Annotated in this window: 20 protein-coding genes; 5 read left to right on the top strand and 15 right to left on the bottom strand. The window is 65.0% G+C overall.

Going from position 1 to position 22508, the window contains the following annotated elements:
- Positions 1-90: 90 nt before the first annotated feature.
- The 3 genes from gabP to DJ563_RS24215 all read right to left on the bottom strand — a co-directional run bounded on the left by gabP (position 91) and on the right by DJ563_RS24215 (position 4589).
- Positions 91-1482 carry a GABA permease gene (gene gabP / locus DJ563_RS24225; RefSeq protein WP_434518465.1) on the bottom strand — a complete coding sequence of 464 codons (1392 nt, stop codon included), beginning with the start codon at positions 1480-1482 and terminating at the stop codon, positions 91-93.
- A gap of 379 nt (positions 1483-1861) precedes the next feature.
- Positions 1862-3217 carry a glucarate dehydratase gene (gene gudD / locus DJ563_RS24220; RefSeq protein WP_434518464.1) on the bottom strand — a complete coding sequence of 452 codons (1356 nt, stop codon included), beginning with the start codon at positions 3215-3217 and terminating at the stop codon, positions 1862-1864.
- Between the two features lie 19 nt (positions 3218-3236).
- Positions 3237-4589 carry an MFS transporter gene (locus tag DJ563_RS24215; RefSeq protein WP_033701668.1) on the bottom strand — a complete coding sequence of 451 codons (1353 nt, stop codon included), beginning with the start codon at positions 4587-4589 and terminating at the stop codon, positions 3237-3239.
- A gap of 256 nt (positions 4590-4845) precedes the next feature.
- On the opposite strand from DJ563_RS24215, the gene DJ563_RS24210 reads away from it, so the two are divergent.
- Positions 4846-5547 (top strand): FadR/GntR family transcriptional regulator, encoded by a 702-nt coding sequence (locus DJ563_RS24210; protein WP_033702574.1) that lies wholly within the window; start codon positions 4846-4848, stop codon positions 5545-5547.
- A 159-nt stretch (positions 5548-5706) separates the two neighbouring features.
- On the opposite strand, the gene DJ563_RS24205 is transcribed toward DJ563_RS24210, so the two are convergent.
- From DJ563_RS24205 to DJ563_RS24175, 7 genes are all read right to left on the bottom strand, one after another.
- Positions 5707-6468, bottom strand: coding sequence for an ABC transporter ATP-binding protein (locus DJ563_RS24205; RefSeq protein WP_434518463.1), 762 nt, complete (start codon positions 6466-6468; stop codon positions 5707-5709).
- On the bottom strand, positions 6465-7526 hold the full coding sequence (locus DJ563_RS24200) for a FecCD family ABC transporter permease (protein WP_434518462.1): 1062 nt from the start codon (positions 7524-7526) through the stop codon (positions 6465-6467). The genes DJ563_RS24205 and DJ563_RS24200 overlap by 4 nt, the downstream gene beginning before the upstream one ends.
- A complete protein-coding gene (locus tag DJ563_RS24195) occupies positions 7523-8626 on the bottom strand; it encodes an ABC transporter substrate-binding protein (RefSeq protein ID WP_434518461.1) in 1104 nt (367 codons plus the stop codon). Before DJ563_RS24195 ends, DJ563_RS24200 begins: the two co-directional genes overlap by 4 nt.
- 131 nt (positions 8627-8757) lie before the next feature.
- Positions 8758-9768: a zinc-dependent alcohol dehydrogenase family protein gene (locus DJ563_RS24190; protein WP_033701674.1), complete on the bottom strand. Its 1011-nt coding sequence runs from the start codon at positions 9766-9768 to the stop codon at positions 8758-8760.
- A gap of 71 nt (positions 9769-9839) precedes the next feature.
- A complete protein-coding gene (locus DJ563_RS24185) occupies positions 9840-10430 on the bottom strand; it encodes an HAD family hydrolase (RefSeq protein ID WP_434518460.1) in 591 nt (196 codons plus the stop codon).
- Positions 10427-11296 (bottom strand): acyl-CoA thioesterase II, encoded by an 870-nt coding sequence (gene tesB, locus DJ563_RS24180; protein ID WP_033701677.1) that lies wholly within the window; start codon positions 11294-11296, stop codon positions 10427-10429. The genes DJ563_RS24185 and tesB overlap by 4 nt, the downstream gene beginning before the upstream one ends.
- A gap of 95 nt (positions 11297-11391) precedes the next feature.
- Complete coding sequence (locus DJ563_RS24175) at positions 11392-11961, bottom strand: GNAT family N-acetyltransferase (protein WP_033701678.1); 570 nt, start codon at positions 11959-11961, stop codon at positions 11392-11394.
- Positions 11962-12141: 180 nt separating this feature from the next.
- Here DJ563_RS24175 and DJ563_RS24170 point away from each other — a divergent pair, with 180 nt between their 5' ends.
- The gene (locus DJ563_RS24170; RefSeq protein ID WP_274098768.1) at positions 12142-13056 is read left to right on the top strand and encodes a histone deacetylase family protein; all 915 of its coding nucleotides are present in this window, start codon (positions 12142-12144) and stop codon (positions 13054-13056) included.
- A 149-nt stretch (positions 13057-13205) separates the two neighbouring features.
- Positions 13206-14453, top strand: a complete 1248-nt coding sequence (locus DJ563_RS24165) for a TIGR03862 family flavoprotein (protein ID WP_434518459.1) — start codon at positions 13206-13208, stop codon at positions 14451-14453.
- Positions 14454-14526: 73 nt separating this feature from the next.
- Here DJ563_RS24165 and DJ563_RS24160 read toward each other — a convergent pair whose 3' ends face one another.
- The 4 genes from DJ563_RS24160 to DJ563_RS24145 all read right to left on the bottom strand — a co-directional run bounded on the left by DJ563_RS24160 (position 14527) and on the right by DJ563_RS24145 (position 18351).
- On the bottom strand, positions 14527-15858 hold the full coding sequence (locus tag DJ563_RS24160) for a DEAD/DEAH box helicase (protein ID WP_033701681.1): 1332 nt from the start codon (positions 15856-15858) through the stop codon (positions 14527-14529).
- 55 nt (positions 15859-15913) lie between these two features.
- On the bottom strand, positions 15914-16834 hold the full coding sequence (gene yedA, locus DJ563_RS24155) for a drug/metabolite exporter YedA (RefSeq protein WP_186652640.1): 921 nt from the start codon (positions 16832-16834) through the stop codon (positions 15914-15916).
- Between the two features lie 203 nt (positions 16835-17037).
- A complete protein-coding gene (locus DJ563_RS24150; protein ID WP_156311438.1) occupies positions 17038-17532 on the bottom strand; it encodes an NYN domain-containing protein in 495 nt (164 codons plus the stop codon).
- A gap of 57 nt (positions 17533-17589) precedes the next feature.
- A complete protein-coding gene (locus DJ563_RS24145) occupies positions 17590-18351 on the bottom strand; it encodes a DUF2076 domain-containing protein (RefSeq protein ID WP_434518458.1) in 762 nt (253 codons plus the stop codon).
- 167 nt (positions 18352-18518) lie between these two features.
- Here DJ563_RS24145 and DJ563_RS24140 point away from each other — a divergent pair, with 167 nt between their 5' ends.
- Both DJ563_RS24140 and DJ563_RS24135 read left to right on the top strand, forming a co-directional pair.
- Positions 18519-19175: a YciC family protein gene (locus DJ563_RS24140; protein WP_047582415.1), complete on the top strand. Its 657-nt coding sequence runs from the start codon at positions 18519-18521 to the stop codon at positions 19173-19175.
- A gap of 105 nt (positions 19176-19280) precedes the next feature.
- Positions 19281-19865 (top strand): hypothetical protein, encoded by a 585-nt coding sequence (locus tag DJ563_RS24135; protein ID WP_434518457.1) that lies wholly within the window; start codon positions 19281-19283, stop codon positions 19863-19865.
- A gap of 6 nt (positions 19866-19871) precedes the next feature.
- Here DJ563_RS24135 and hrpB read toward each other — a convergent pair whose 3' ends face one another.
- Positions 19872-22397, bottom strand: a complete 2526-nt coding sequence (hrpB, locus tag DJ563_RS24130; RefSeq protein WP_434518456.1) for an ATP-dependent helicase HrpB — start codon at positions 22395-22397, stop codon at positions 19872-19874.
- Positions 22398-22508: the final 111 nt, after the last annotated feature.

The following is a 22508-nucleotide window of genomic DNA, read 5'->3' as shown; positions in this document are numbered from 1 at the left end:
CAGCGCCTGTGAGATCGAGCGCCGCCCGCGCGGCGCTCGATCTACGCACCACTACAAAACCCAAGCCAAGCACCTTCGCCCACCACTCCATCACCCCACCGACCGCGCCGCCACCACCTGCGCATGCCCCCGCGAAGTGACGATCCCCAAGAAGGAAATCACAATCGCCAAGCCCAGTGTCGAGCTCACTTCCACCCGGTGCTCAGGCGTGTACATCATCACCGCCAGCGCCGCCGCGATGAAGATGATCACGGCCCAGGTCAACCACGGGAACAGCCACATGCGGAACTTCAGCTCGGCGTTCTCGCGCTCCAGCCGACGGCGCATGCGCAACTGGGAGATGGCGATGACCAGGTACACCAGCAAGGCGATGGCGCCGGAGCTTGCCAGCAGGAACTCGAACACGCCCTTGGGCGCGAAGTAATTGAGCACAGCAATGGCCGCGCCGATCAAGGTGCTGCCGAACACCGCAGAGCGCGGCACGCCGACTTTCGAGGTTTTGTTCAGGAAGGCCGGTGCATCACCGCGCTTGGCCAGCGAATACATCATCCGCGAAGCAATGTAGATCGACGAGTTCATGCAGCTGGTCACGGCCACCAGCACCACCATGTCGACCATGAAGGCCGCGTTGGGGATGTTCATGATCTCCAGCGCACGCTGGTAGGAACCCACCGCCGCCAGCTGTGGATCATTCCACGGCACCACCGAGATGATCACGAAGATCGACAGGATGTAGAAGGTACTGATCCGCCAGATCACCGAACGCGTGGCCTTGGCGATGTTGCGTGAGGGGTCGCTGGACTCGGAGGCGGCGATGGTCACAGCCTCGGTACCGATGAAGCTGAACATCACGGTAATGAAGGCGCCGATGACCGCCGACCAGCCGTTGGGCGCGAAACCACCGTGCTCGGCGATCAACCCGCTCAACCCGCTGACTTCACGGTTTGGCAACCAGCCCATCAGCGCCGCGAAGCCCAGGCCGATGAAGCCAAGGATCGCCGTGACCTTGAGAATGGCGAACCAGAATTCGAACTCACCGTACTTGGCCACGCTGAACAGGTTGGTGCACGCCAACAGCAGCACCGAGGCCAGGGCGAAGATCCAGCTGTCGACCTGCGGGAACCAGGCGTTCAGCACATGCCCCGCCGCCAGTGCCTCGATGGGGATCACCAACACCCAGAACCACCAGTACAACCAGCCGATGGTGTAGCCAGCCCAGCGGCCGATGGCCTGGTCAGCGTAGGTGGAGAACGATCCGGTGTCAGGGTGCGCTACGGCCATCTCGCCGAGCATGCGCATGACCAGTACCACCAAGGTACCGGCCACGAAGTAAGAAATTATGGTGGCTGGCCCGGCCGCAGCAATCGCGTGCCCGGAGCCTACGAAAAGTCCCGCACCGATGATGCCCGCGATGGACAACATCGTTACATGACGTGGCTTGAAACCTTGTGCAAGGTTGCCATCAGATCCCACGGTGTTCATTGATCTTGTTCTCTTTTTGCTGACACAAGGAAGGACGGGGGCAGGCGTAGGCGAACAATATCTCCTTGAGAGGCCATCGAAATGACACGTCGCTCACGCGCTGTTGTTGGCCTTTTGCACGCTTTCAGAGCAACACATCAGTGGAATTCGGGGTTCATTTAAGCCCCGTAAGGCGTAGGAAAATTACACGAGAACGTCCCGCAGGTGTGCGATCACGACAACGCTTTTCCATTCCCGTCAGATGTCGCGATTGGCATGCCCAAACGCGCCATCGGGCCGTCTGAAGCTATCGTTTTTCATTTGGGTGTGTATCGCCCATGCATAAAAAAACCCGCTCCCAAGCGGGAGCGGGTTTATCGGGGTAACGAACCGCCGTGCCTCAGCGCACCAGGCAAGGCTGCTTGTTGTCGAAGCGCCAGCCCGGTATCAGAAACTGCATCGCCACGCTGTCATCGCGCGCCCCGAGGCCCATGTTGCAGTAGCACTCATGCGCCTTGGCCAACTGGTCCTCATCAATCTCCACCCCTAGCCCCGGCCGCGCAGGCACGCGCACCTGGCCATCGACGATGCGCAGCGGCTCACGCGTCAGGCGTTGGCCGTCCTGCCAGATCCAATGAGTGTCGATGGCGGTGATCTCGCCCGGCGCCGCTGCGGCCACCTGAGTGAACATGGCCAGCGAGATATCGAAATGGTTGTTGGAGTGCGAGCCCCAGGTCAGCCCCCAGTCATGGCACATCTGCGCCACCCGTACCGAGCCCTGCAAGGTCCAGAAGTGCGGGTCGGCCAGGGGGATATCCACAGATTGCAACTGGATCGCATGGCCCATCTGCCGCCAGTCGGTAGCGATCATGTTGGTGGCGGTGGGCAACCCGGTGGCGCGGCGGAACTCGGCCATCACCTCACGGCCCGAGTAACCGTTCTCGGCACCGCAAGGGTCTTCGGCATAGGCCAGCACGTCGTGCTTGTCACGGCACAGGGCGATGGCCTGTTTGAGTGACCAGGCGCCGTTCGGGTCGAGGGTGATGCGTGCATCGGGGAAGCGCTCGGCCAGGGCGGTCACCGCCTCCATTTCTTCCTCGCCGCGCAGTACGCCACCTTTGAGCTTGAAGTCGCTGAAGCCATAGCGCTGCCGGGCGGCTTCGGCCAGGCGCACGACGGCTTCGGGCGTCAGCGCCGGCTCATGGCGCAGGCGGAACCAGTCGTTGTCAGCATCGGCCTCGGCGCGGTAGGCCAGGTCGGTCTGCTGGCGGTCGCCAATGTAGAACAGGTAACCCAGCATCTTCACCGCCTCACGTTGCTGCCCTTCACCCAGCAGTGCGGCCATGGGCACGTGCAAGTGCTGGCCGAGCAGGTCGAGCAAGGCCGACTCGACGGCGGTGACCGCGTGCACGGCGATGCGCAGGTCGAAGGTCTGCAGCCCGCGGCCGCCGGCATCGCGGTTGGCGAACGCCTGGCGCATGGCATTGAGCACGCGCTGGTAATGGCCAATGGGCTGGCCGACTACCAGGCTGCGGGCGTCTTCCAGGGTCTGGCGGATCATCTCGCCACCCGGCACTTCGCCCAGGCCGGTGTTGCCCGCGCTGTCGCGCAGCACCACCACGTTGCGGGTGAAGTACGGGCCATGGGCACCACTGAGGTTGAGCAGCATGCTGTCGTGGCCGGCCACCGGGATCACGCGCAGGTCGGTGACCACGGGGGTGGCGGAGTGCACGGCGGGTGTCGTCTGCATGTTCATGGTTTTTATCTCGCAGTCATCAGTGGGTCTGGCCCAGGGCCGAAGGCGCCTTGAGCTCATCGGAAGGGGCGCCCTTGGGGCGGGTGCGGACGAAGAACACGGCGATCGCCGCCAGCACCGACGTCACCGCCAAGGCGTACAGGCCGCCCTGGATCGAGCCGGTCTGTTGTTCGAGCAGGCCAAAGGTGGTGGGCGCGACGAAGCCGCCGAGGTTGCCGACCGAGTTGATCAGCGCGATCACGGCCGCCGCAATACGGGCGTCCAGATAGCCCTGGGGAATCGGCCAGAACAGCGACGAGGCCGACTTGAACCCGATGGCGGCAAAACAGATGGCGACGAAGGCGAACACCGGCCCACCGGTGGTGGACATGAACATGCCGATGGCGGCGATCACCAGCGCAGCGGCCACCCAGGCCTGCTGGAACTTCCAGCGGCTGGAACCGGAAGCGAAGGCGTACATGGCAAGAATCGAGATCAGCCATGGGATCGAGTTGAAAAAGCCGACCTGCAGGTCGCTGAGGTCGCCCATGCGCTTGATGATGCTCGGCAACCAGAAGGTCGCGGCATAGATGGTCAGCTGGATGCAGAAGTAGATCAGGCAGAACAGCACGATCTGGCGATCCTTGAGCAGGCTCCAGGCAGAAAGCTTGACCGCGCCGACCGCCTCACGCTGACGTTGCTCGCTGTCGATGGCCTGCACCAGCGCCGCCTGCTCGGCCTGGCTCAACCACTTGGCATCCTGCGGCTTGGAGTCGAGCCAGAAGAACACGAAGAAGCACAGCGTCACCGACGCCATGCCTTCGATGAACAGCATCCACTGCCAGCCGTGCAAGCCCAGCCCCTGAATCTGCATCAAGGCCCCGGCCAGCGGGCCGGAGATCAGCGAGGCCAGCGCCGAACCGCTGAGGAAGATGGCAATCGCCTTGCCACGCTCGGCGCCTGGCAACCAGCGGGTGAAGTAGTAGATCACCCCGGGGAAGAACCCGGCCTCGGCAACGCCCAGCAGAAACCGCAGCACATAGAACTGGGTTTCGGTCTGGACGAAGGCCATGGCCGTGGCCACCAGCCCCCAGGTGAACATGATGCGGGTCAGCCACAGGCGCGCGCCGACACGCTGCAGCAGCATGTTGGAGGGCACTTCGAACAGTGCGTAGCCGATGAAGAACAGCCCGGCGCCAAACCCATAGGCCGCCGCACTGATGCCCAAGTCGCTTTCAAGGTGGGGGCGGACGAAGCCGATGTTGACGCGGTCGAGGTAGTTGACGATGAACATGATGACGAACAGCGGTAACACATGGCGTTTGACCTTGGCCACGGCGCTGGCCAGTGTGTCGCCGCCATTGCAGGCAGGCGGAGCGAGGGTGTCGTTCACTTTGCGGGTCTCCCACTAGTTGTTTTTATGCGGGTTGTCTGACATGACAGTGGGAGGAGCATAGGCTTCGCGAAGTTGTACGACAAGATCGATAAAGTCGCCAAAAAGGCAAAATACAAGCTGCCATAATGAGAAAATGCTGCAATCTTTCAAAAACAACTGCGCACAGCGCTGGCTTCAGCAGACTAAAAACCAGCAGAGATTATTTTTATGAATTAACTTGTCGTACAAGCCAACCGATAACACCGAGCCCACCATGGACACAGCACCCACCCGTGTTCGCGGCCACAGCCGCGCCCACGACCTGGTTTCCAGCCTGACCCAGCAGATTTTGCTGGGCACGTTCAAACCCGGCGACAAGTTGCCTTCGGAAAACACCCTTGTGCGCGAGCATGGGGTCAGCCGCACCGTGGTGCGCGAAGCCTTGTCCAAGTTGCAGGCCTCGGGGCTGGTGGAGCCCCGCCACGGTATCGGTACATTCGTGATCGAGCGCCAGCCCCAGGCAGGCCTGCGCGTTGGCGCGGAAAACGCCGCCAGCGTGCGCGACCTGCTGGAGTTGCGCATCGGCCTCGAAGGCCAGGCCGCCGCTCTCGCCGCAGTGCGCCGCAACGACGGGCACGTGGCACGCATGCGCCAGGCGCTGGACGACTATCAAGACCTGGCGGCCGCCGGCGACAGTTGCATCGAGGCTGACCGGCGCTTCCACCTGTTGATCGCCGAGGCCACCGGCAACCTGTATTTCAGCGAAATGATGGTGCAGCTTGGCAGCGGCCTTATCCCACGTAACCGCATGGCCCTGGCCGAACGGGCCGGGGCCAGGTTGGCCCGGCATGCGTATTTGGCCAACCTGGAGCATGAGGCGATTCTCAATGCCATCCGCCGCCAGGACCCGGATGCAGCGCGGGCGGCGATGTGCCTGCACCTGTCCAACAGCCGCGACAGATTGCTGCCCGAATGACCTTGCGGAAACCACCTTGCGGGCCTTTGTAGGAGCGGCCTTGCGTCGCGAAAGGGGTGCGCAGCAGCCCCAGGTTCTATGTCACAGCAGAGATTGCCGGGGGCCGCTGCGCAGCCCTTTCGCGACGCAAGGCCGCTCCTACAAACCGCAGGCCGGGCGTCAGGCCAGCGCCCGATCCACCAACACCTGCAAGCGCCCCTGCGAGCACTGCTCGACCCGCGCCTCGACCCCATACACCTCGGCCAGCATCGCCGGCTTCAGGACATCGGCAGGCGCCCCGCAGGCGACCACCCTGCCCTCGCGCAACACCACCAGGCAATCGGCCTGGCTGGCCGCCAGGTTGATGTCATGCAGCACCGCTACCGCCAGCAGCCGATGCGCCACTACCCGCTCACGCACCGCGCCCATCACCCGCAGCTGGTAGTGCAGGTCCAGCGCACTGGTCGGCTCATCCAGCAGCAGTACCTGCGGATTGCGCGCCAGCAACTGCGCCAGCGCCACCAACTGCCGCTGGCCACCCGACAGGCTGTCGAGCGAGCGCTCGGCCAGGCCCTCGATGCCCAATTGCCGCAACGCCTCAAAGGCATGACCGAGCAGGTCTTCACTGCCGCCGACACGCAACGCCGCAACGATGCTTTCCAGCACGCCCAAGGCAAGCCCCGGCGGCAGCTGTTGCGGCATGTAGGCCAGGCGCCGGGCGCGCTCGGCAGAGCCCAGCCGCGTCACATTCTGGCCATCCAGGCGCAGTGTGCCCTGCATTCGCTCCAGCCCGGCCAAGGCCCGCAGCAGTGTGGACTTGCCGGCGCCGTTGGGCCCGACCAGCGCCACCAGGCTACCCGCCGGCAACGCAGGCAGCGTCACCCCATGCAGAATCTGCCGTGCGCCGTAGGCAACGCAAAGATGTTCGATCGACAGGCTCACAGGCTTCTCCCCCGTCGAAACACCAGCACCACGAACACCGGCACACCGACCAGGGCTGTGACGATGCCCACCGGCACGATCACGCCAGGGAGCAGCAACTTGCTGGCGAGCGACGACAACGACAGCATCAGTGCGCCCACCAGCGCACTGGCCGGAAACAAAAACCGCTGGTCCTCCCCCACCAGCAATCGCGCGATGTGCGGCCCGACCAGGCCGACGAAGCCAATGGTGCCGACAAACGCCACCGCAGTGGCCGACAGCAGGCTGATGCGCAGCAACGAGGCCAGGCGCAGGCGCCGGGTGTCCACACCAAAGCTGCGCGCGCGGTCCTCGCCCATACGCAGCAAGGTCATCGCTGGCGCGGCGCGCAGCGAAAACGGCAGCAGCACCGCCAGCACCAGGGCCAACAGGCCAAGCTTGTGCCAGTCGGCCCGCGCCAGGCTGCCCAGGGTCCAGAACACCAGTTGCTGCAGCACGTCTTCGGTGGCCAGCAATTGCAGCAGCGACACCAGCGCGTTGCAACTGAACACCAAGGCGATGCCAAACAGCACCAGGCTCTGCACACCGGCACCGCGCAAGCGCGACATCATCTGCAGCAGCACCACCGACAGGCAGGCGAAGGCAAACGCCATCACTGTCACCTGGGCGCTCGGCGCCAGCCAGGCGACCCCGAGCGGGTAGGCAATCGCCAGCGAAGCGCCCAGCGCAGCAGACGACGACACCCCCAGGGTGAAGGGGCTGGCCAGCGGGTTGTCGAGGATCGCCTGCATCTCGGCACCGGCCAGCGACAGCGCCGCCCCCACCAGTACCGCCATCAACGCGTACGGCAGGCGCACGTTCCAGATGATCACCCGCTCGGTGGCACTGAGCGTGGTCGGCTCGAAAATGCCCTGCAGCAAACGCCCCAGGCTCATGCCCGAGGCGCCACTGGCCAGGTCGCCCAGCACCGACACCAGCAGCAACAGCGCCAGCCCCGCTACCAGCAACCCGCGCCGCCACAGCAGCCGGCGATAGTGCCAGGCGGCCAGTGCGGCGCCATCCTGAGCCAGTGCAGTCACTTGGCGTCGGCCCAGTACTGGCCGTCCAGGCCGACCTTGAGCAGCTGGTTGATCTCGGCCAGGGTCGCCTGCGGGTCGAGGCCCTCGAAGCGCTCGGGGTGCACCCAACGGGCCATGGCTTCGATGGCGAGGATGTTGAACGGCGAATTGTAGAAGTCATGCCACAGGCCATGCGCCTGGCCCGCCTGGATTGGCCGCAGCGGCGCAAATTCAGGCCGCGCGGTGATCTTGGCCAGGCTCTGGCGCGCGGTATCGAGCGATACCCCAGCCCCCAGCAGCACGCCAGGTGCGCGGTTGCCGGTGGCGATATACACATCAGGGTCGGCCTGCAGCACGTATTCGACGCTCACATCGCCGAGCGCGCCCGGCACCACGTCGGCACCGATGTTATGCCCGCCCACGGCCTCGACCACGCTGCCCAGGCCGCTCTTGCCGGTGGTGTGCCCAGGCGCCTGCCAGACCCCGGCCAACAGTTCGAGGAAGACCTTGGGCCGCGCGTTGTCCGGCAGGCCGGCCACGCCCTCGGTCACCCGCTTCAGGTGGCGGTCATACAGGCTCAGGTATTGCTGGGCCTGGGCCTCGCGACCGAGCAGCGTGCCCAGCGCTTGCATGCTGACCTGGGTATTGCGGATGGGGTGTACACGAAAGTCGATGAACAGCACCGGTACGCCGGCTTTGGCCAGCAGGTCTGCCACCGGGCTGTGCTGGGTCGGGCCCTCGCCGGCAATGCTGAAGATCGCCAGGTCGGGCTTGAGCGCGAGAATCTGTTCAGCGCTGACGCTCTGCTCGGTGGCCTGGCCGATCAGCGGCAACTGGGTGATCTGCGGGTACTTTTGCGCATATACCGCATAGGTGTGGGGGTCGAGCAGGCGCATGTCGTTCTGCCAACCCACCACGCGCTGGAAGGGGTTGTCGCGGTCGAGCAGTGCCAGGGCGAAGAACAACCGGCCCTCGCCGAGCACGATGCGCTGCGGCGCATGGTCGAGCTCGACCTTGCGCCCCAGCACATCGGTGGCTTGCACGGCACTGGCGGTCTGGATGAACGCCATCAACAACAGAAAAGGCAGCAAGCGCTGCCAGAGGCGGGGAAGTACGCACATGGGGGCATCCTCTTCGAGAGAATCAGTCGCATCAGAAGCAGGGCATTCTAGCCAGCCGCCTGGTGCTACCCATGTGCGGGAATGTATCGGGTTGTAGGTCGCTCGTTACAAACGCCTTGTCGGCGCAGCAACTACCAGGTCAGGCAGATCTTGCCGAAATGCTTGTTGCTCTCCTGGTAGCGGAACGCATCGACGATCTGCTCCAGCTCGAAGTGTTTGTCCACCACCGGCCGCAAGCCATTGGCGTCGATCGCCCGCACCATCGCCTGCTGCTGGGCCCGGCTGCCGACCAGCACGCCCTGCAAGCGGATCTGCCGCACCAGCGCCTGCACCAGCGGCAACTGCCCTGCCACCCCGGTGAGGATACCGATCAACGACACATGCCCGCCGATACGCGCGGCAATCATCGATTGCTCCAGGGTCGCCGGGCCGCCGACTTCGATCACATGGTCGACACCGCGATTGCCGGTGAGCTCACGCACCTTCTCGCCCCAGGCCGGGGTGCTCTTGTAGTTGATCAGGTGGTCGGCGCCGAGGGCCTTTAGGCGCTCGAGCTTGGCATCGCTGGACGACGTGGCAATCACCGTCGCACCCGCCAGCTTGGCGAACTGCAAGGCGAATATCGACACCCCGCCGGTACCCTGCACCAGCACGGTATCACCGGGCTTGAGGTGGTCGTCGCTCATCAAGGCACGCCAGGCGGTAAGGCCTGCGGTGGTCAGCGTGGCCGCCTCGGCGTGGCTGTAACCCTTGGGCGCCAGGGTGAAGGAGGTGGCACGCGCGGTGACCTGCGCACGGGCGTAGCCATCCAGGCCATCACCGGGCACCCGGGCAAACCCTTCGACATTGGCTTGGCCGTCGAGCCAGTCGGGGAAGAAGGTGCTGACAACGTTGTCACCCACCTGGAATTCGCTGACGCCGGCCCCCACCGCCGTCACTTCACCGGCACCATCGGCCATGGGAATGCGCCGCTCGCTCGGCCCCCACATGCCGCTGACCACGGCGAAGTCGTGGTAGTTGAGGGAACTGGCGTGCAAACGCACGGTGATCTCGCCGGCCTGTGGCGCAAGCGCCTCGCAGGTGCCGACCTGGACGTTGGCGTAGCCGCCGCCAGGTTGGACGTAGATGGCCTTGCTGCTCATGGCTGGGTCTCCATCAAGGGAAAAATTTCGGTTCAGCATAGCCCGTGCAGGCAGCTTGCCAACACCAACGATCAGCCGAGCATCACCCGCAACGCCCGGCAATCCGCTGCATGCCAATCGGTCAATTGCGGCCACGGGTTGTCCGGCAGGTTGACCAGTATGGTCCGCGCCCCGGCCGCGCGCCCGCAATCCAGGTCGAAGCGGTAGTCACCGACCATCACCAGCTCGCGCGGTGCCACGCCCCACGCCCCGGCAATTTTCAAAAGGCCGTCCGGGCTAGGCTTGGGCGCGGCCTCGTCACGGCCAAGAATATGCTCCACCGCGAAGCAGTCAGCCAGGCCGATGGCCTCTAGCGTGACATGCGCAAGCTCGCGGGCATTGCGGGTCAGGATCGCCAGCCGACAGCCGCGCTCGGCCAGCTCGCGCACCAGCTCCACCGCGCCCGTCGCTGCCGTCGAGGCCAGCGCCAGGTCGCGTTCATGCTCCAGCAGCCAGGCGTGCTTGGCCGCCGCTTGCGCCGCCGGCAACGCCGCCAGGTGGGTCAGGATGTCGTGCTCGGCCGGGATCTTGAGCGCTTCGCGGATCGCCGCAAAATCGTGCACCGCCACGGTCAGGGTGCCGTCCATATCGAACACCCAGTTACGCACTTCGCTCAGGTTCATGCCCAGTCCTTGCGATGACGGATCAGGCCTTCCTGGCACGACGATGCCACCAGCTGCCCGGCCTGGTTGAAGATACTGCCCCGGCAGAAGCCGCGGGCATTGCCGGCCCAAGGGCTGTCGGTGGCGTACAGCAACCACTCGTCTGCACGCAGGTTGCCATGGAACCACAGCGAATGATCGAGGCTGGCGATCTGCATGTCGCGCTGCCACACCGATTTGCCATGGGGCAGCAGCGCGGTAGTCAGCAGGCCGAAGTCAGAGGCATAGGCCAGCAGGTACTTGTGCAGCGCTGGCACGTCCGGCAGGTTGCCGTCGGCACGGAACCAGGCGTACTTCACCGGGTCACCCGGCTTGGGGTTGAACGGGTCGCGTTCTGTGACCGGGCGGATTTCGATCGGCTTGGCGCACAGCACCTTGTCGCGGATGCGTTCGGGCAGGTGCTCGGCCATGGCACTGGCCAGTTCGACTTCGCTGGGCAGGTTTTCCGGGCCGACCACATCCGGCATCTGCGCCTGGTGCTCGAAGCCCTCTTCGTCGTACTGGAACGACGCGCTGCAGGTGAAGATGGTGTGGCCCTTCTGAATCGCCGTCACCCGCCGGGTGCTGAAGCTGCCACCGTCACGTACCCGGTCTACCGAATAGACCACCGGCAAGCTGGCATCGCCAGGGCGCAGGAAGTAGCCGTGCAACGAATGCACGTGGCGCGCGTCCTCGACCGTCTGGCTGGCCGCCGACAATGACTGGCCCAGCACCTGCCCGCCGTACAGCTGGCGGAAGCCCAGGTCCTGGCTGCGTCCACGGAACAGGTTCTCCTCGATGGACTCGAGGCTCAACAGGTCGACCAGGTCGTCCAACACATGACTCATCGGGGGTTCTCCTAGCAAGGCATCACGGCTCTACAGCACTTTCATGAAGGCAAATGATACAGGGTTTGTCATTCGCACCGCGCATGGCCATCCATTCAGCCGCGCAGGGTCTGCTCCCAGTGTGCACGGTCGATGCGGTACAGCACATGCGGGCGCAACGGGTGGCCGGCAGGCAGGCGCGGGTGTTCGAAACTGCCGCTCGGGTCTTGCAGCATGCCAACGGCCTGCATGACCTTTTGCGAGGGCAAGTTGCTCTCGCTAGTGAACGACACCACCTCATCCAGGCGCAATTGGGCGAAGGCACAACGCAGGCACGTCCAGGCGGCCTCGCTGGCAAAGCCCAGGCCCCAGTGGCGCCGCGCCAGGCGCCAGCCGATTTCCACTGCAGGCGCAAAATCGGCATCGAAGCTGACGTGCAACAGCCCGGTCATGCCGATGAACGCGCCGCTGTCCTTGCGCTCCAGCGCCCACAGGCCGAACCCGTACTCATTGAAGTGGCCACGGATACGCCCGATCAGCGCAGCCGCCTCCAGGCGCGTCAACGGCGCCGGGAAGTAGCGCATCACCTGAGGGTCGGCGCACAGCGCGGCGAACTCGCGCAGGTCGTCGTCATGCCATTGGCGCAGCACCAGCCGTGCGCTTTCCAGTTGGGGGATGGGGGTCATGGGGTGTGCTCCGGTTTTGCTGTCTTGCAGTTTACAGCGTAGGCGCGGGCGAAGGTTTAACCCAGTGAGATCAAGCGCCGTCCGCGCGGCGCTTCGCGGGGCAAGCCCGCTCCCACGGGCAATAGCACCGACCGCCCAAGAACTGGCAAGATCAGCACTGGCCCCGATTGCGAACCCACCATGCCGTTGCCGCTGATCTACCACGATGACTACAGCCCGGCGTTCCCCGCCGACCACCGCTTCCCGATGGACAAGTTTCGCCTGCTGCGCGACCACCTGGTCGACAGCGGCCTGACCCGCGACCAGGACCTGTTGCGCCCGCAGATCTGCCCCAACGACATCCTCGCCCTGGCCCACGACCGCGGTTACATCGAGCGCTACATGAACGGCGACCTGTCCCGCGAGGACCAGCGCCGCCTCGGCCTGCCTTGGAGCGAGGCGCTGGCCCGGCGCACCGTGCGCGCCGTGGGCGGCTCGCTGCTGTGCGCCGAATTGGCCCTTGAGCACGGCATCGCCTGCCACCTGGCCGGCGGCACCCACCACGCCCATTACGATCACCCCGCCGGTTTCTGCATCTTCAACGACCTGGCCGTGATCAGCCGCTACCTGCTGGAGGCCGGGCGGGTGCACCGGGTGCTGATCTTCGACTGCGACGTGCACCAAGGCGACGGCACTGCGCGCATCCTCCAGGACACACCCGACGCGATCACCGTGTCCCTGCACTGTGAACAGAACTTCCCGGCCCGCAAGGCGCAGAGCGACTGGGACATCCCCCTGCCCCGCGGCATGGGCGACGCGGCCTACCTCAAGGTCGTGGACGATGCCCTCAACTACCTGCTGCCGTTGTACCAGCCCGACCTGGTGCTGTACGACGCCGGCGTGGATGTGCACAAGGACGATGCCCTGGGCTACCTGCAACTGACCGACGAAGGCTTGGCGGCCCGCGACGAAAGTGTCATGCGTCATTGCCTGGGCCGCGATATCCCGGTGGTGGGGGTGATCGGCGGTGGCTACAGCAAAGACCGTGCTGCGCTGGCGCGGCGCCATGGCATCCTGCATCACAGTGCGGCGAAGGTCATCAGTTGTTCACAATGACTGTGGAACCGCCTGTGGATAAGCTGCGCGAAAGCTGCTGCAGCCCTTTGCCTGCGTGCCCTGCAAAGATCTGATCATTTTTTGACCAGTGCTTCCACAGGGCCGCCTGCGCTAGAATGCACACTCTTTTCCACAGCCTGCCGCCGCCCATGCCCGATCTACACCCTTCATCCCCTCCCCTTGTCGCCGTCATCGGTGGTGGCCCCGCCGGCCTGATGGCCGCCGAAGCGCTGGCCCAGGCGGGCTTGGCGGTCGAGGTATTCGATGCCATGCCCTCGGTAGGCCGCAAGTTTCTGCTGGCAGGTGTCGGCGGCATGAACATCACCCATTCCGAGCCATACCCCGCTTTCGTCGCGCGCTACGCCGAACGCCAGGGCGAGATCGACGCCCTGCTGCGCAGCTTCGATGCCGAGGCCCTGCGCCAGTGGATTCACGGCCTGGGTATCGAAACCTTCGTCGGCACCTCGGGCAGGGTATTCCCTCGCGACATGAAGGCAGCCCCCCTGCTGCGCGCCTGGCTCAAGCGCCTGCGCGACAGCGGCGTAGTTATCCACACCCGCCATCGCTGGCTGGGCTGGCATGACGATGGCAGCCTGCGGATCGCTTATCCACAGGGTGAACGACGGGTGAAAGCGGCAGCCGTGGTGCTTGCGCTGGGTGGGGGCAGTTGGGCGCGCCTCGGTTCAGACGGTGCGTGGCAACCACTGCTGGCTGAGCGGGCTGTGGATATCTCGCCCTTGCAGCCGAGCAACTGTGGGTTTGAAGTCGAAGGCTGGAGCACCTTGCTCAAGGACAAGTTTGCCGGCGCACCGCTGAAGAACATTGCCCTCAGCGTGCCGGGCAGCCCGCCGCGCAAGGGCGAATTCATTCTCACTGCGCAAGGGGTCGAAGGCAGCCTGGTGTACGCCTGGTCGGCGCTAGTGCGCGAGGCCATCAACCGCGAGGGCCGCGGGGTGCTGCTGCTGGATCTGTTGCCAGACCGGCCTGTGGATAAAATTGCTGAAGCGTTGGCCAAGCCGCGTGGTTCACGCTCGATGGCCAAGCACCTGCACAGCCAATTGGGTATCGACGGGGTCAAGGCAGGCTTGTTGCGGGAGCTGACGGATCAAGCGACCTTCGCCGATCCGCAAGCGCTGGCACGGGCGATCAAGGCGTTGCCGATTACCTTGGTGCGCGCCAGGCCGCTGGATGAAGCGATCAGCAGTGCCGGTGGGGTGCGCTTCGAGGGGCTGGACGCGGGGTTGATGGTCAAGGCGCTGCCGGGTGTGTTCTGTGCCGGCGAGATGCTGGACTGGGAGGCGCCGACGGGGGGTTATCTGCTGACGGCGTGCTTTGCCAGTGGGTTGCGGGCCGGGCGGGCAGCGGCGGATTGGGTGGCGGGCTTGTTCCACGAATAGAGGCACGCAGTGCCTGGCACCGGCTTCGCCGGTGTTCGCGGGGCAAGCCCGCTCCCACAGAGCCGCAGCTAGCTCAAGGCTTACGCTTACGCGGCCCGCCATTGAAGCTAGGCACCTTGCGCACCGCTTTAACAGCTGGCGCCGGGCTAGCCGCCTCGGCACTGTCCATCCAGCGCCCCAAACCACGCTTGGCGCTGTTCTCTTTCGGCTTCTTGGCCTTCTTCGGCTTCTTGATCACCTGCCCACTGGCATCAGTCATCGGCACCCGGTGCTCAGGGATGAAGTCCGGCTCTTCGTGCCGCGGCAAGGTCTGGCGAATCAGCGTCTCGATCGACGCCAGCATCTGCACTTCGTCGGCACACACCAGCGAAATCGCCTCACCTTTGTTGCCAGCACGCCCCGTGCGGCCGATACGGTGCACGTAATCCTCGGCGACAATCGGCAGGTCGAGGTTGACCACCAGCGGCAGGTCGTCGATGTCCAGCCCGCGTGCGGCCACATCGGTTGCCACCAATACCTGGATCTCACGCGCCTTGAAGGTATCCAGGGCACGCTGGCGCGTCGCTTGCGGGCGGTCGCCATGGATGCCATCGGCGTTGATACCTTCGCTGAGCAAGCGCTCCACCAACTGGTCGACACCGTTGCGGGTCTTGGCGAACACCAGCACCTGGCTCCAGCGCTGCTTGCGCAGCAAGTGGCAGAACAGGTCGGCCTTGCGCTTCTTGTCCACAGGCACCAGCCACTGCTTGACGGTGGAGGCGGCGGCATTGCGCGGGCTGACTTCGATGCTCAGCGGGTCGTTCAGGGCCAGGCCGGCGAGCACCCGGATCTGGTCCGAGAAGGTCGCGGAAAACAGCAACGTCTGGCGCTTGCGCGGCAGCGCGGCGTACACCGACTGCAGCTCTTCGGCAAACCCCAGGTCGAGCATGCGGTCGGCTTCGTCGAGCACCAGGGTCTGCACCTGGTTGAACTTCACAGCGTTCTGGCGGAACAGGTCGAGCAAGCGACCTGGGGTTGCCACCAGCAGGTCGACGCCACGGCGCAGGCGCATCATCTGCGGGTTGATACTGACGCCGCCGTACACCGCATAGGTGCTCAGCGGCAGGTTCTCGGCATATTCGCGCACGTTGTTGTGCACCTGCTCGGCCAACTCGCGGGTGGGTACCAGCACCAGCGCGCGGATCGAGTTGCTGGCAACCTTCTCACCTTCCAGCGCCAGGCGCTGCAGCACCGGCAGGGCGAAGCCTGCGGTCTTGCCGGTGCCGGTCTGGGCTGCGGCCATCAGGTCGCGGCCGGCCAGCACGGCAGGGATGGCCTGGGCCTGGACCGGGGTCGGGGTGGTGTAGTCCAGCTGCTGCAGGGTACGCAGCAAGGGTTCGATCAGGCCGAGTTTGGCGAAATTCATGGCAATACCGTCAGGGGGTTCAGCGAAGGCGGCAAGTTTACCGCAACACCCCCGCTTACTTGCAGATTTCGCCCTTCAGCGGTTGCGCAGGTTGTGGTGCCTTGCGCCACTGCGGCAGGCCGATCAGCACCACTGCGCCAATGATGACTGCCATGGCCACGCATTCTTCGGCGCCGATCTGCTCACCGGCGAAGACGATACCCAACAGCACCGCCACCGCCGGGTTGACGTAGGCATAGCTGGTCGCGGCTGCCGGGCGTACATGTTTGAGCAGGTACATGTAGGCACTGAATGCGAGGATCGAGCCGAAGAACACCAGGTAGGCCAGCGCGCCCCAACCGGCGGCGGTCGGCATCTGGGTCATGCGCTCGCCCGACACCACGCTGCCCAGCAGCAACACTGCCCCGCCCACCAGCATTTCGGCGGCACTGGCCATCGGCCCCTGGGGCAACGGCAAGCTCTTGCTCCACACCGAACCGAATGCCCACGACGCCGCCGCGAACAGAATCAGTGCCGCGCCAATCGGGCTTGCCTGCAAGTTGGAGCCAAGGTTGAGCAGGCCGATACCGACCAGCCCAAGGCCGATACCCGCCCACTCGAGCCGCGAATTACGGTGACCGAACAGCAAGCCGAACACCAGAGTGAACAGCGGCACCGTCGCCACCGCCAGCGCCGCCACGCCTGAGGCCACACCGGCGTGCTCGGCCACGGTCACACCGCCATTGCCGCAGCTGAGCAGCAGAAAGCCGATTGCCCCCGCCGCCCGCCATTGCGGCCAGGTCGGCGCCGGCACACCCCGCCAGCGCAGGAAACCGTACAGCAAGCCCCCGGCGATCAGAAAGCGCACCCCCGCCATGAGCATCGGTGGCCAGGACTCGACGCCAATGCGAATGAACAGGTAGGTGGACCCCCAGACCAGGTACAGGGCCATAAAGGCGCCGATAAGCAGCAGCGGGAAGCGACGGGAGGCAGGCATGGCAAGGTTACTCAAAATCCGTTTACGGGTGGCTTAGTTTAGAAAGGCCACCGAGCAATAATAAGTTACAAAACCAGAATAAATGAGCGGCACACTTGGTGGGGGGGGGCGAGTTTGACGGTAGGTTTTCAGCGCCTGTGAGATCGAGCGCCGCCCGCGCGGCGCTCGATCTTATGGGCGCTGAAGATGTAATGGCGAACACCTCAATGACGCAACAACAACCGCCCCTCAATAGGCACATACCGGCTCGCAGCGCGGATCAGTGACATCGCAGTAAGCCCGGGCACGCCATACACCACCGCTTCAGCACCGTGACGCTGGATGACCCGCTCCAGCAACAGGTCGAAGTCACCGTCACCCGAGGCCAGCACCACCTGGTCCACGCGGCTGGCCGCATCGATCACATCCAGGGTGATGCCCACATCCCAGTCACCTTTGGCCGAGCCATCGCTGCGCTGGATGAACGGTTTCAGGCGTACCTCGAAACCCAGGTTGCGCAAAATTTGCTGAAACTGCTGCTGCTTGCTGTCACCGCGGTCGATGGCATAGGCCACGGCCTCGACGATCTGCCCTTCACGGCTGACCTCGGCCCACAGCGCGGCGTAGTTGAAATGACAGCCGTGCGCCTGGCGCACGGTGTAGTAGAGGTTCTGCACGTCGGCGAACAACGCGATCTTTTTCACCTGGAACCCCTTCATCTGATGGAATTCGGGGCTGCCCTGCAGCCCCAAAATGCCAGCAGTATGCCAGACCCGTCAGACGTAGGAATCGTCGTCGGAGAAGAAGCCCCCATCATCACTGCCATAATCGGTGTCGGCGTAACCGCCCTGGTCATTGCCCCAACCGCCGCTGTCGGCCACTTGCTGCTGCCCGCCCTGGTCATTCCAGCCACCGCTGTCGCTGGCAGGGGTCGGCTCTTCCTTGCTTACCTCGGCCACTTCCTCGGGCTGCGAGTTGTGGTTGAACAGGCTGCTGATACCTTGCGCCAGCAACACCCCGCCTGCCACACCGGCAGCGGTCTGCATCGCGCCACCCAGGAAGCTGCTGGCGCCACCCCGCGCCGGGGCTGCGCCGAAGCCTTGCTGCTGTTGCTGCGCAGGCTGCTGGTTAAAGCCCGGCGCAGACGGTTCACGCCAGCCACCGCCGGCAGAAACAGGCGCCGAAGGCCGCTGCGGTTGCACCGCCGGTGGCGCACTGCGCCCGCCCGAACCAAAGATGCTCGACAGGAAACCACCGCCGCTGTTGCTCGGGGCGTTGCTACCCGCACGGCTGGCTTCGGCTTGGGCGCGGGCCTGCTTGAGCTCCGCTTCGAGTTGCTTGTTCTGCTCGTCCAGGCGCTTGAGCGCAGCTTCCTGAACCAGGATCGCCTGGGCCATGTAATAAGGTGCTGCTGGCTGCTGACGCAGGTGTTCCTCGATGCACGCCTGGGCCTGGGCATCGCGGGGCTGGCTTGGGTCTTCAGCTTGCTTGATGCGGCCGAACAGGCTATCGATCAGGGTTTGTTCTTCAGTGTTCATGAGGCGACCTCGTGGGGAAGCGGGACAACGGACAGCGTCAAAGATGGGGGGTGCAGGCACGGGATTCAATCGCCACGGCGGTGAAACTTTTTTCAGCAAGTGACAGCTGCACGCCCGCTTTGGGCTAAAGTTAGGCCCCTGCTTTTACTGCCATGCGATGTTGACCGATGAATCCGCTGAGCGTTCTGCGCGACTCCCTGTACTTCTTCCGCCGCCACCTGCCAAACATTCTCCAGCTGTGCCTGCCGCTGGTGGTGCTTGAAGCCTTGCTCACCCAGCTGCTGTACCGGCAGTTGGGCGACCAGGCGTCGCCGGCCTACGGCATGCTGGTCAGCCTGCTGTTCTACCCGTTGTACAGCGCGGCGCTGATCCTTTATCTCGACACCCGCAGCAACGGCCAGGACATCGCCAAGCGCGACCTGTTCGCCCGCGCCCTGCAACTGTGGCCGCAACTGGCCCTGCTGATTCTGATCAGCTCGCTGCTGATCATGGCGGGCCTGGCGCTGTTCATCTTCCCGGGCGTGTGGATCATGATCAACCTGGTGTTCGCCGAATACCTGCTGGTGCTGCGTGGCCTGCCGGTGGTGCAGGCGATGCGCGAAAGCGCGCGGATGACCACCGGCCACTTCATGCGCATCATGATCTGCGTGCTGGGCGTGCTGGCGCCCATCTGGCTGATCGACGGGCTGTTGCTGATGGCCTTCCCGGAGCCAGCCCCCGGCATGGAACTGGCCATGGACAGCCTGAGCGGCTTCTTGCAGCTGTTCAGTACCGTGGTGCTGTACCGCCTGTTCACGTTGCTGGAGGCGGATAGCGGCGCCTGACGCGTGACCTTGCACAAGGCGTGCGCCGTGGAAGACCTGCACGCTGCCAGCATGGCCCCGTATCAGTGACCGTGGCGGCTCGCGACCTTAAGACACGGAGCCGCCATGATCACTTCCATAACCGACAGCCAAGGGGCAGCAAGCGATAGCCATTGGGCAGAAGATGCCGAGATATTCCTCGGCACTCTGCAAGCCCTCGATCCGGCAACCACCCTCGAAAGCCTTCCGCGCCAGAAGCCCAAATCCGTCTACCTCAGCCTGTTCAAAGACGCTGATCAGCAGGTGATCAGCGGCCAGAGTGATTGGGTGATTGCCGGCCATCAGAAGCCTGCCAGCGTGTTTCGTTTTCTGTTTCACTCGAAAGAACCAGATCGCCTGCACTTCATGATCACCGGCAGCGGGGCGGACCACGACAAGACCATGGGGGTCAGCCGCAACGGCTACCTTGGGCTATACCAGTACGCCAGCGTGTCCGACCCCTTCAAGTTCGAACCGCTGTACTGGAGCGACGACAGCTTGATATGCCGTTGGCGTGATCATCAAGGGCATACGGTGCGGCTCGACCACGACCAGACCGTGGCCGATCCTTTCTTTTCTTACCTGCGAGTCTTGGAGGGCAAAGAAACCATCTTCCTCCTCACGCGGGTTTGCAACGGACGCCCAGTGCAGGAACCGAGTAATTCCGCCTGAAACCCATCAGGTACCCCGAGGCTTGGCCCGCGCCGTGGCTTCAGCCACCAGCGGGTCATCCGGCCAGTAGTGCTTGGGGTAGCGGCCCTTGAGGTCCTTCTTCACCTCGGCATAGGTCGTGCGCCAGAAGTTGGCCAGGTCCTGGGTCACCTGCACCGGCCGGCGTGCCGGTGACAGCAGGTGCAGCTTGACCTGCTGTCGCCCCTGGGCAATGCGCGGGGTGTCGGCCAGGCCGAACAGCTCCTGCAGGCGCACGGCGAGAATGGGCGGGTATTCACTGTAGTCCAGGCGGATGTTCGAGCCAGACGGCACGGCCAGATGCGCCGGCGCCCACTCATCCAGACGCTGCGGCAACGGCCATGGCAGCAGGTTGCGCAGGATCGACGACAGGTCCAGCCCGGCAAAATGGCTCAAGCGCGAGACCTTGCCCAGGTAGGGTTGCAGCCAATCTTCCAGGCTGGCCAGCAGCGCTTCGTCGCCCAGATCAGGCCACTCGCTCTGCCCGTTCTTCTCCAGGTCCAGCTGGCGCAGCAAGGCCACCCGCGCCTGCCACTGGCGCAACTCTGGCGTCCAGCTCAGCAGGTTCAGGCCTTTGCGCCGTACCAGGCCGAGCAGCGCCTTGGCGCGGGCTTCATCGTCCAGGCCAGGCAACGGTTCGCGGCTGAGCACCAGCTCGCCAACCTTGGTCTGGCGTTCGGCACGCAGCACCTGTTCGCGCTCGTCCCAGTCGAGCAGGTCGACACGCTCGACCTGCTCGGCCAGCACACCGTCGAGCAGCGCCGGGTCGAACTCGGCGGCCAGGTAGATGCGTTCCTCACGCTGGCCCTGACGGCTGCCCAGGTCGGCAATCACCAGCCACGGGCACTTCATCAAGGCATCGACCTCAGCGAACAATGCCGCGCGACCGTTGGCCAGGCGGTACTCGGCGCCGCCTTCGCGTCGCTGCTGGGCGACCCGGTCGGGGTAGGCCAGCGCCAGCAACGCGCCCAACCAGCGTGGATGGTCGGGGTCGGCGACGCCCGCACCCACCTTGCCGCGCAGCAGCCCACGGTACTGACGGGCCAGCTGCCGCGCACGCTGCACACCGCCTTGCCCGCCTCGGGATGCTTTGCTTTCACCACTGACCAGCGCCAGCCGGCTGTGCAGGTCGGCGCCGCCGCCACGCTGGATATCACGCTCCCCCAGCAAGGCCGCAACATCACAGGCCATGGTGGCCAGCCCCAGATCCTGGCCGCGCAGCAGCAAGTGAGCGATGCGCGGATGGGCCGGCAATTCGGCCATCGCCTGGCCGTGCTCGCTCAAGTTGTCGCGGCTGCCGGGCTTGAACGCGTTGAGCCGTGCCAGCAGGTCCTGGGCCTGGGCGAACGCCGCCGCTGGCGGCTGGTCCAGCCAGCGCAACTGATCGGGCGTGACGCCCCAGCGGGCCAGTTGCAAGGCCAGCCCCGCAAGGTCGGCCTGGAGTATTTCTGCGCTGCCATGGGCGGCCAGCTGGTCATGCTGGGCCTCGGACCACAGCCGGAAGCACACCCCCGGTTCCAGGCGCCCGGCACGGCCGGCGCGTTGGGTGGCACTGGCGCGGGAGATGCGCTGGGTATCGAGCCGCGTCATGCCGCTGCCGGGGTCGAAGCGCGGCACTCGCGCCAGGCCTGCGTCCACCACCACGCGCACGCCGTCGATGGTCAGGCTGGTTTCCGCGATGTTGGTGGCCAGCACCACCTTGCGCATACCGCTGGGCGCGGGGTCGATGGCCGCGCGCTGCGCGTTCAGGTCGAGTTCGCCATGCAGCGGGCACAGCAGGATACCCGGGCGGTCAGCCAATGCCTCTTGAAGGTGCTGATGCACCCGGCGGATCTCCGCCTGGCCTGGCAGAAACACCAGTACGCTGCCTGGCTGCTCCGCCAGGGCCTGCAGGACACACTCGACGACCCGCGGCTCGACGAATTCACCAGGCTGGTAGGGCCGCCCCCAGCGGATATCCACCGGGTGCATGCGCCCTTCACTGCTGACCACCGGCGCGTCGTCGAGTAGCCGCGAAAGGCGCTCGCCTTCCAGGGTCGCCGACATCAGCAAGATCTTCAGCGGCTCGTCACGCAGCAACTCGCGGCCATTGAGGCTCAGCGCCAGCGCCAGGTCGGCGTCCAGGCTGCGTTCGTGAAATTCATCGAAAATCAGCAACCCCACGCCCTCCAGCCCTGGGTCGGCCTGCAGCCGGCGGGTGAGGATACCCTCGGTGACCACTTCGATACGGGTCCTGGGCCCGACCTTGCTGTCCAGGCGGATGCGGTAGCCAACGGTTTCCCCGACCTTTTCCCCCAGCTCGCTGGCCAGCCTTTCGGCGGCCGCGCGGGCCGCCAGGCGGCGCGGTTCGAGCATCACGATGGTCTGCCCGGCCAGCCATGGCGCGTCCAGCAACGCCAGGGGCACGCGGGTGGTCTTGCCGGCGCCGGGCGGCGCTTCGAGCACGGCTTCGTCGCGGTTTTCCAATGCCTGGCGCAAGGCGGGCAACACGGTATCGATCGGTAATGAAATCATGGTGGTCCTCGAACAGTCGGGCGAGTATAACGGCGAACCCAGCCTGCTCTATCATGGTCTTAGCTTCAGGTGCTGGCGCTTCGCTTGCCCCTGCTGAATACCTTTTCGGAG

This window comes from Pseudomonas sp. NFX1 (assembly GCF_051123555.1).
Lineage (GTDB): Bacteria > Pseudomonadota > Gammaproteobacteria > Pseudomonadales > Pseudomonadaceae > Aquipseudomonas > Aquipseudomonas capeferrum.
The sequence above is the reverse complement of the archived record's forward strand: the minus strand, read 5'-3'. Positions and strand labels throughout refer to the sequence as shown.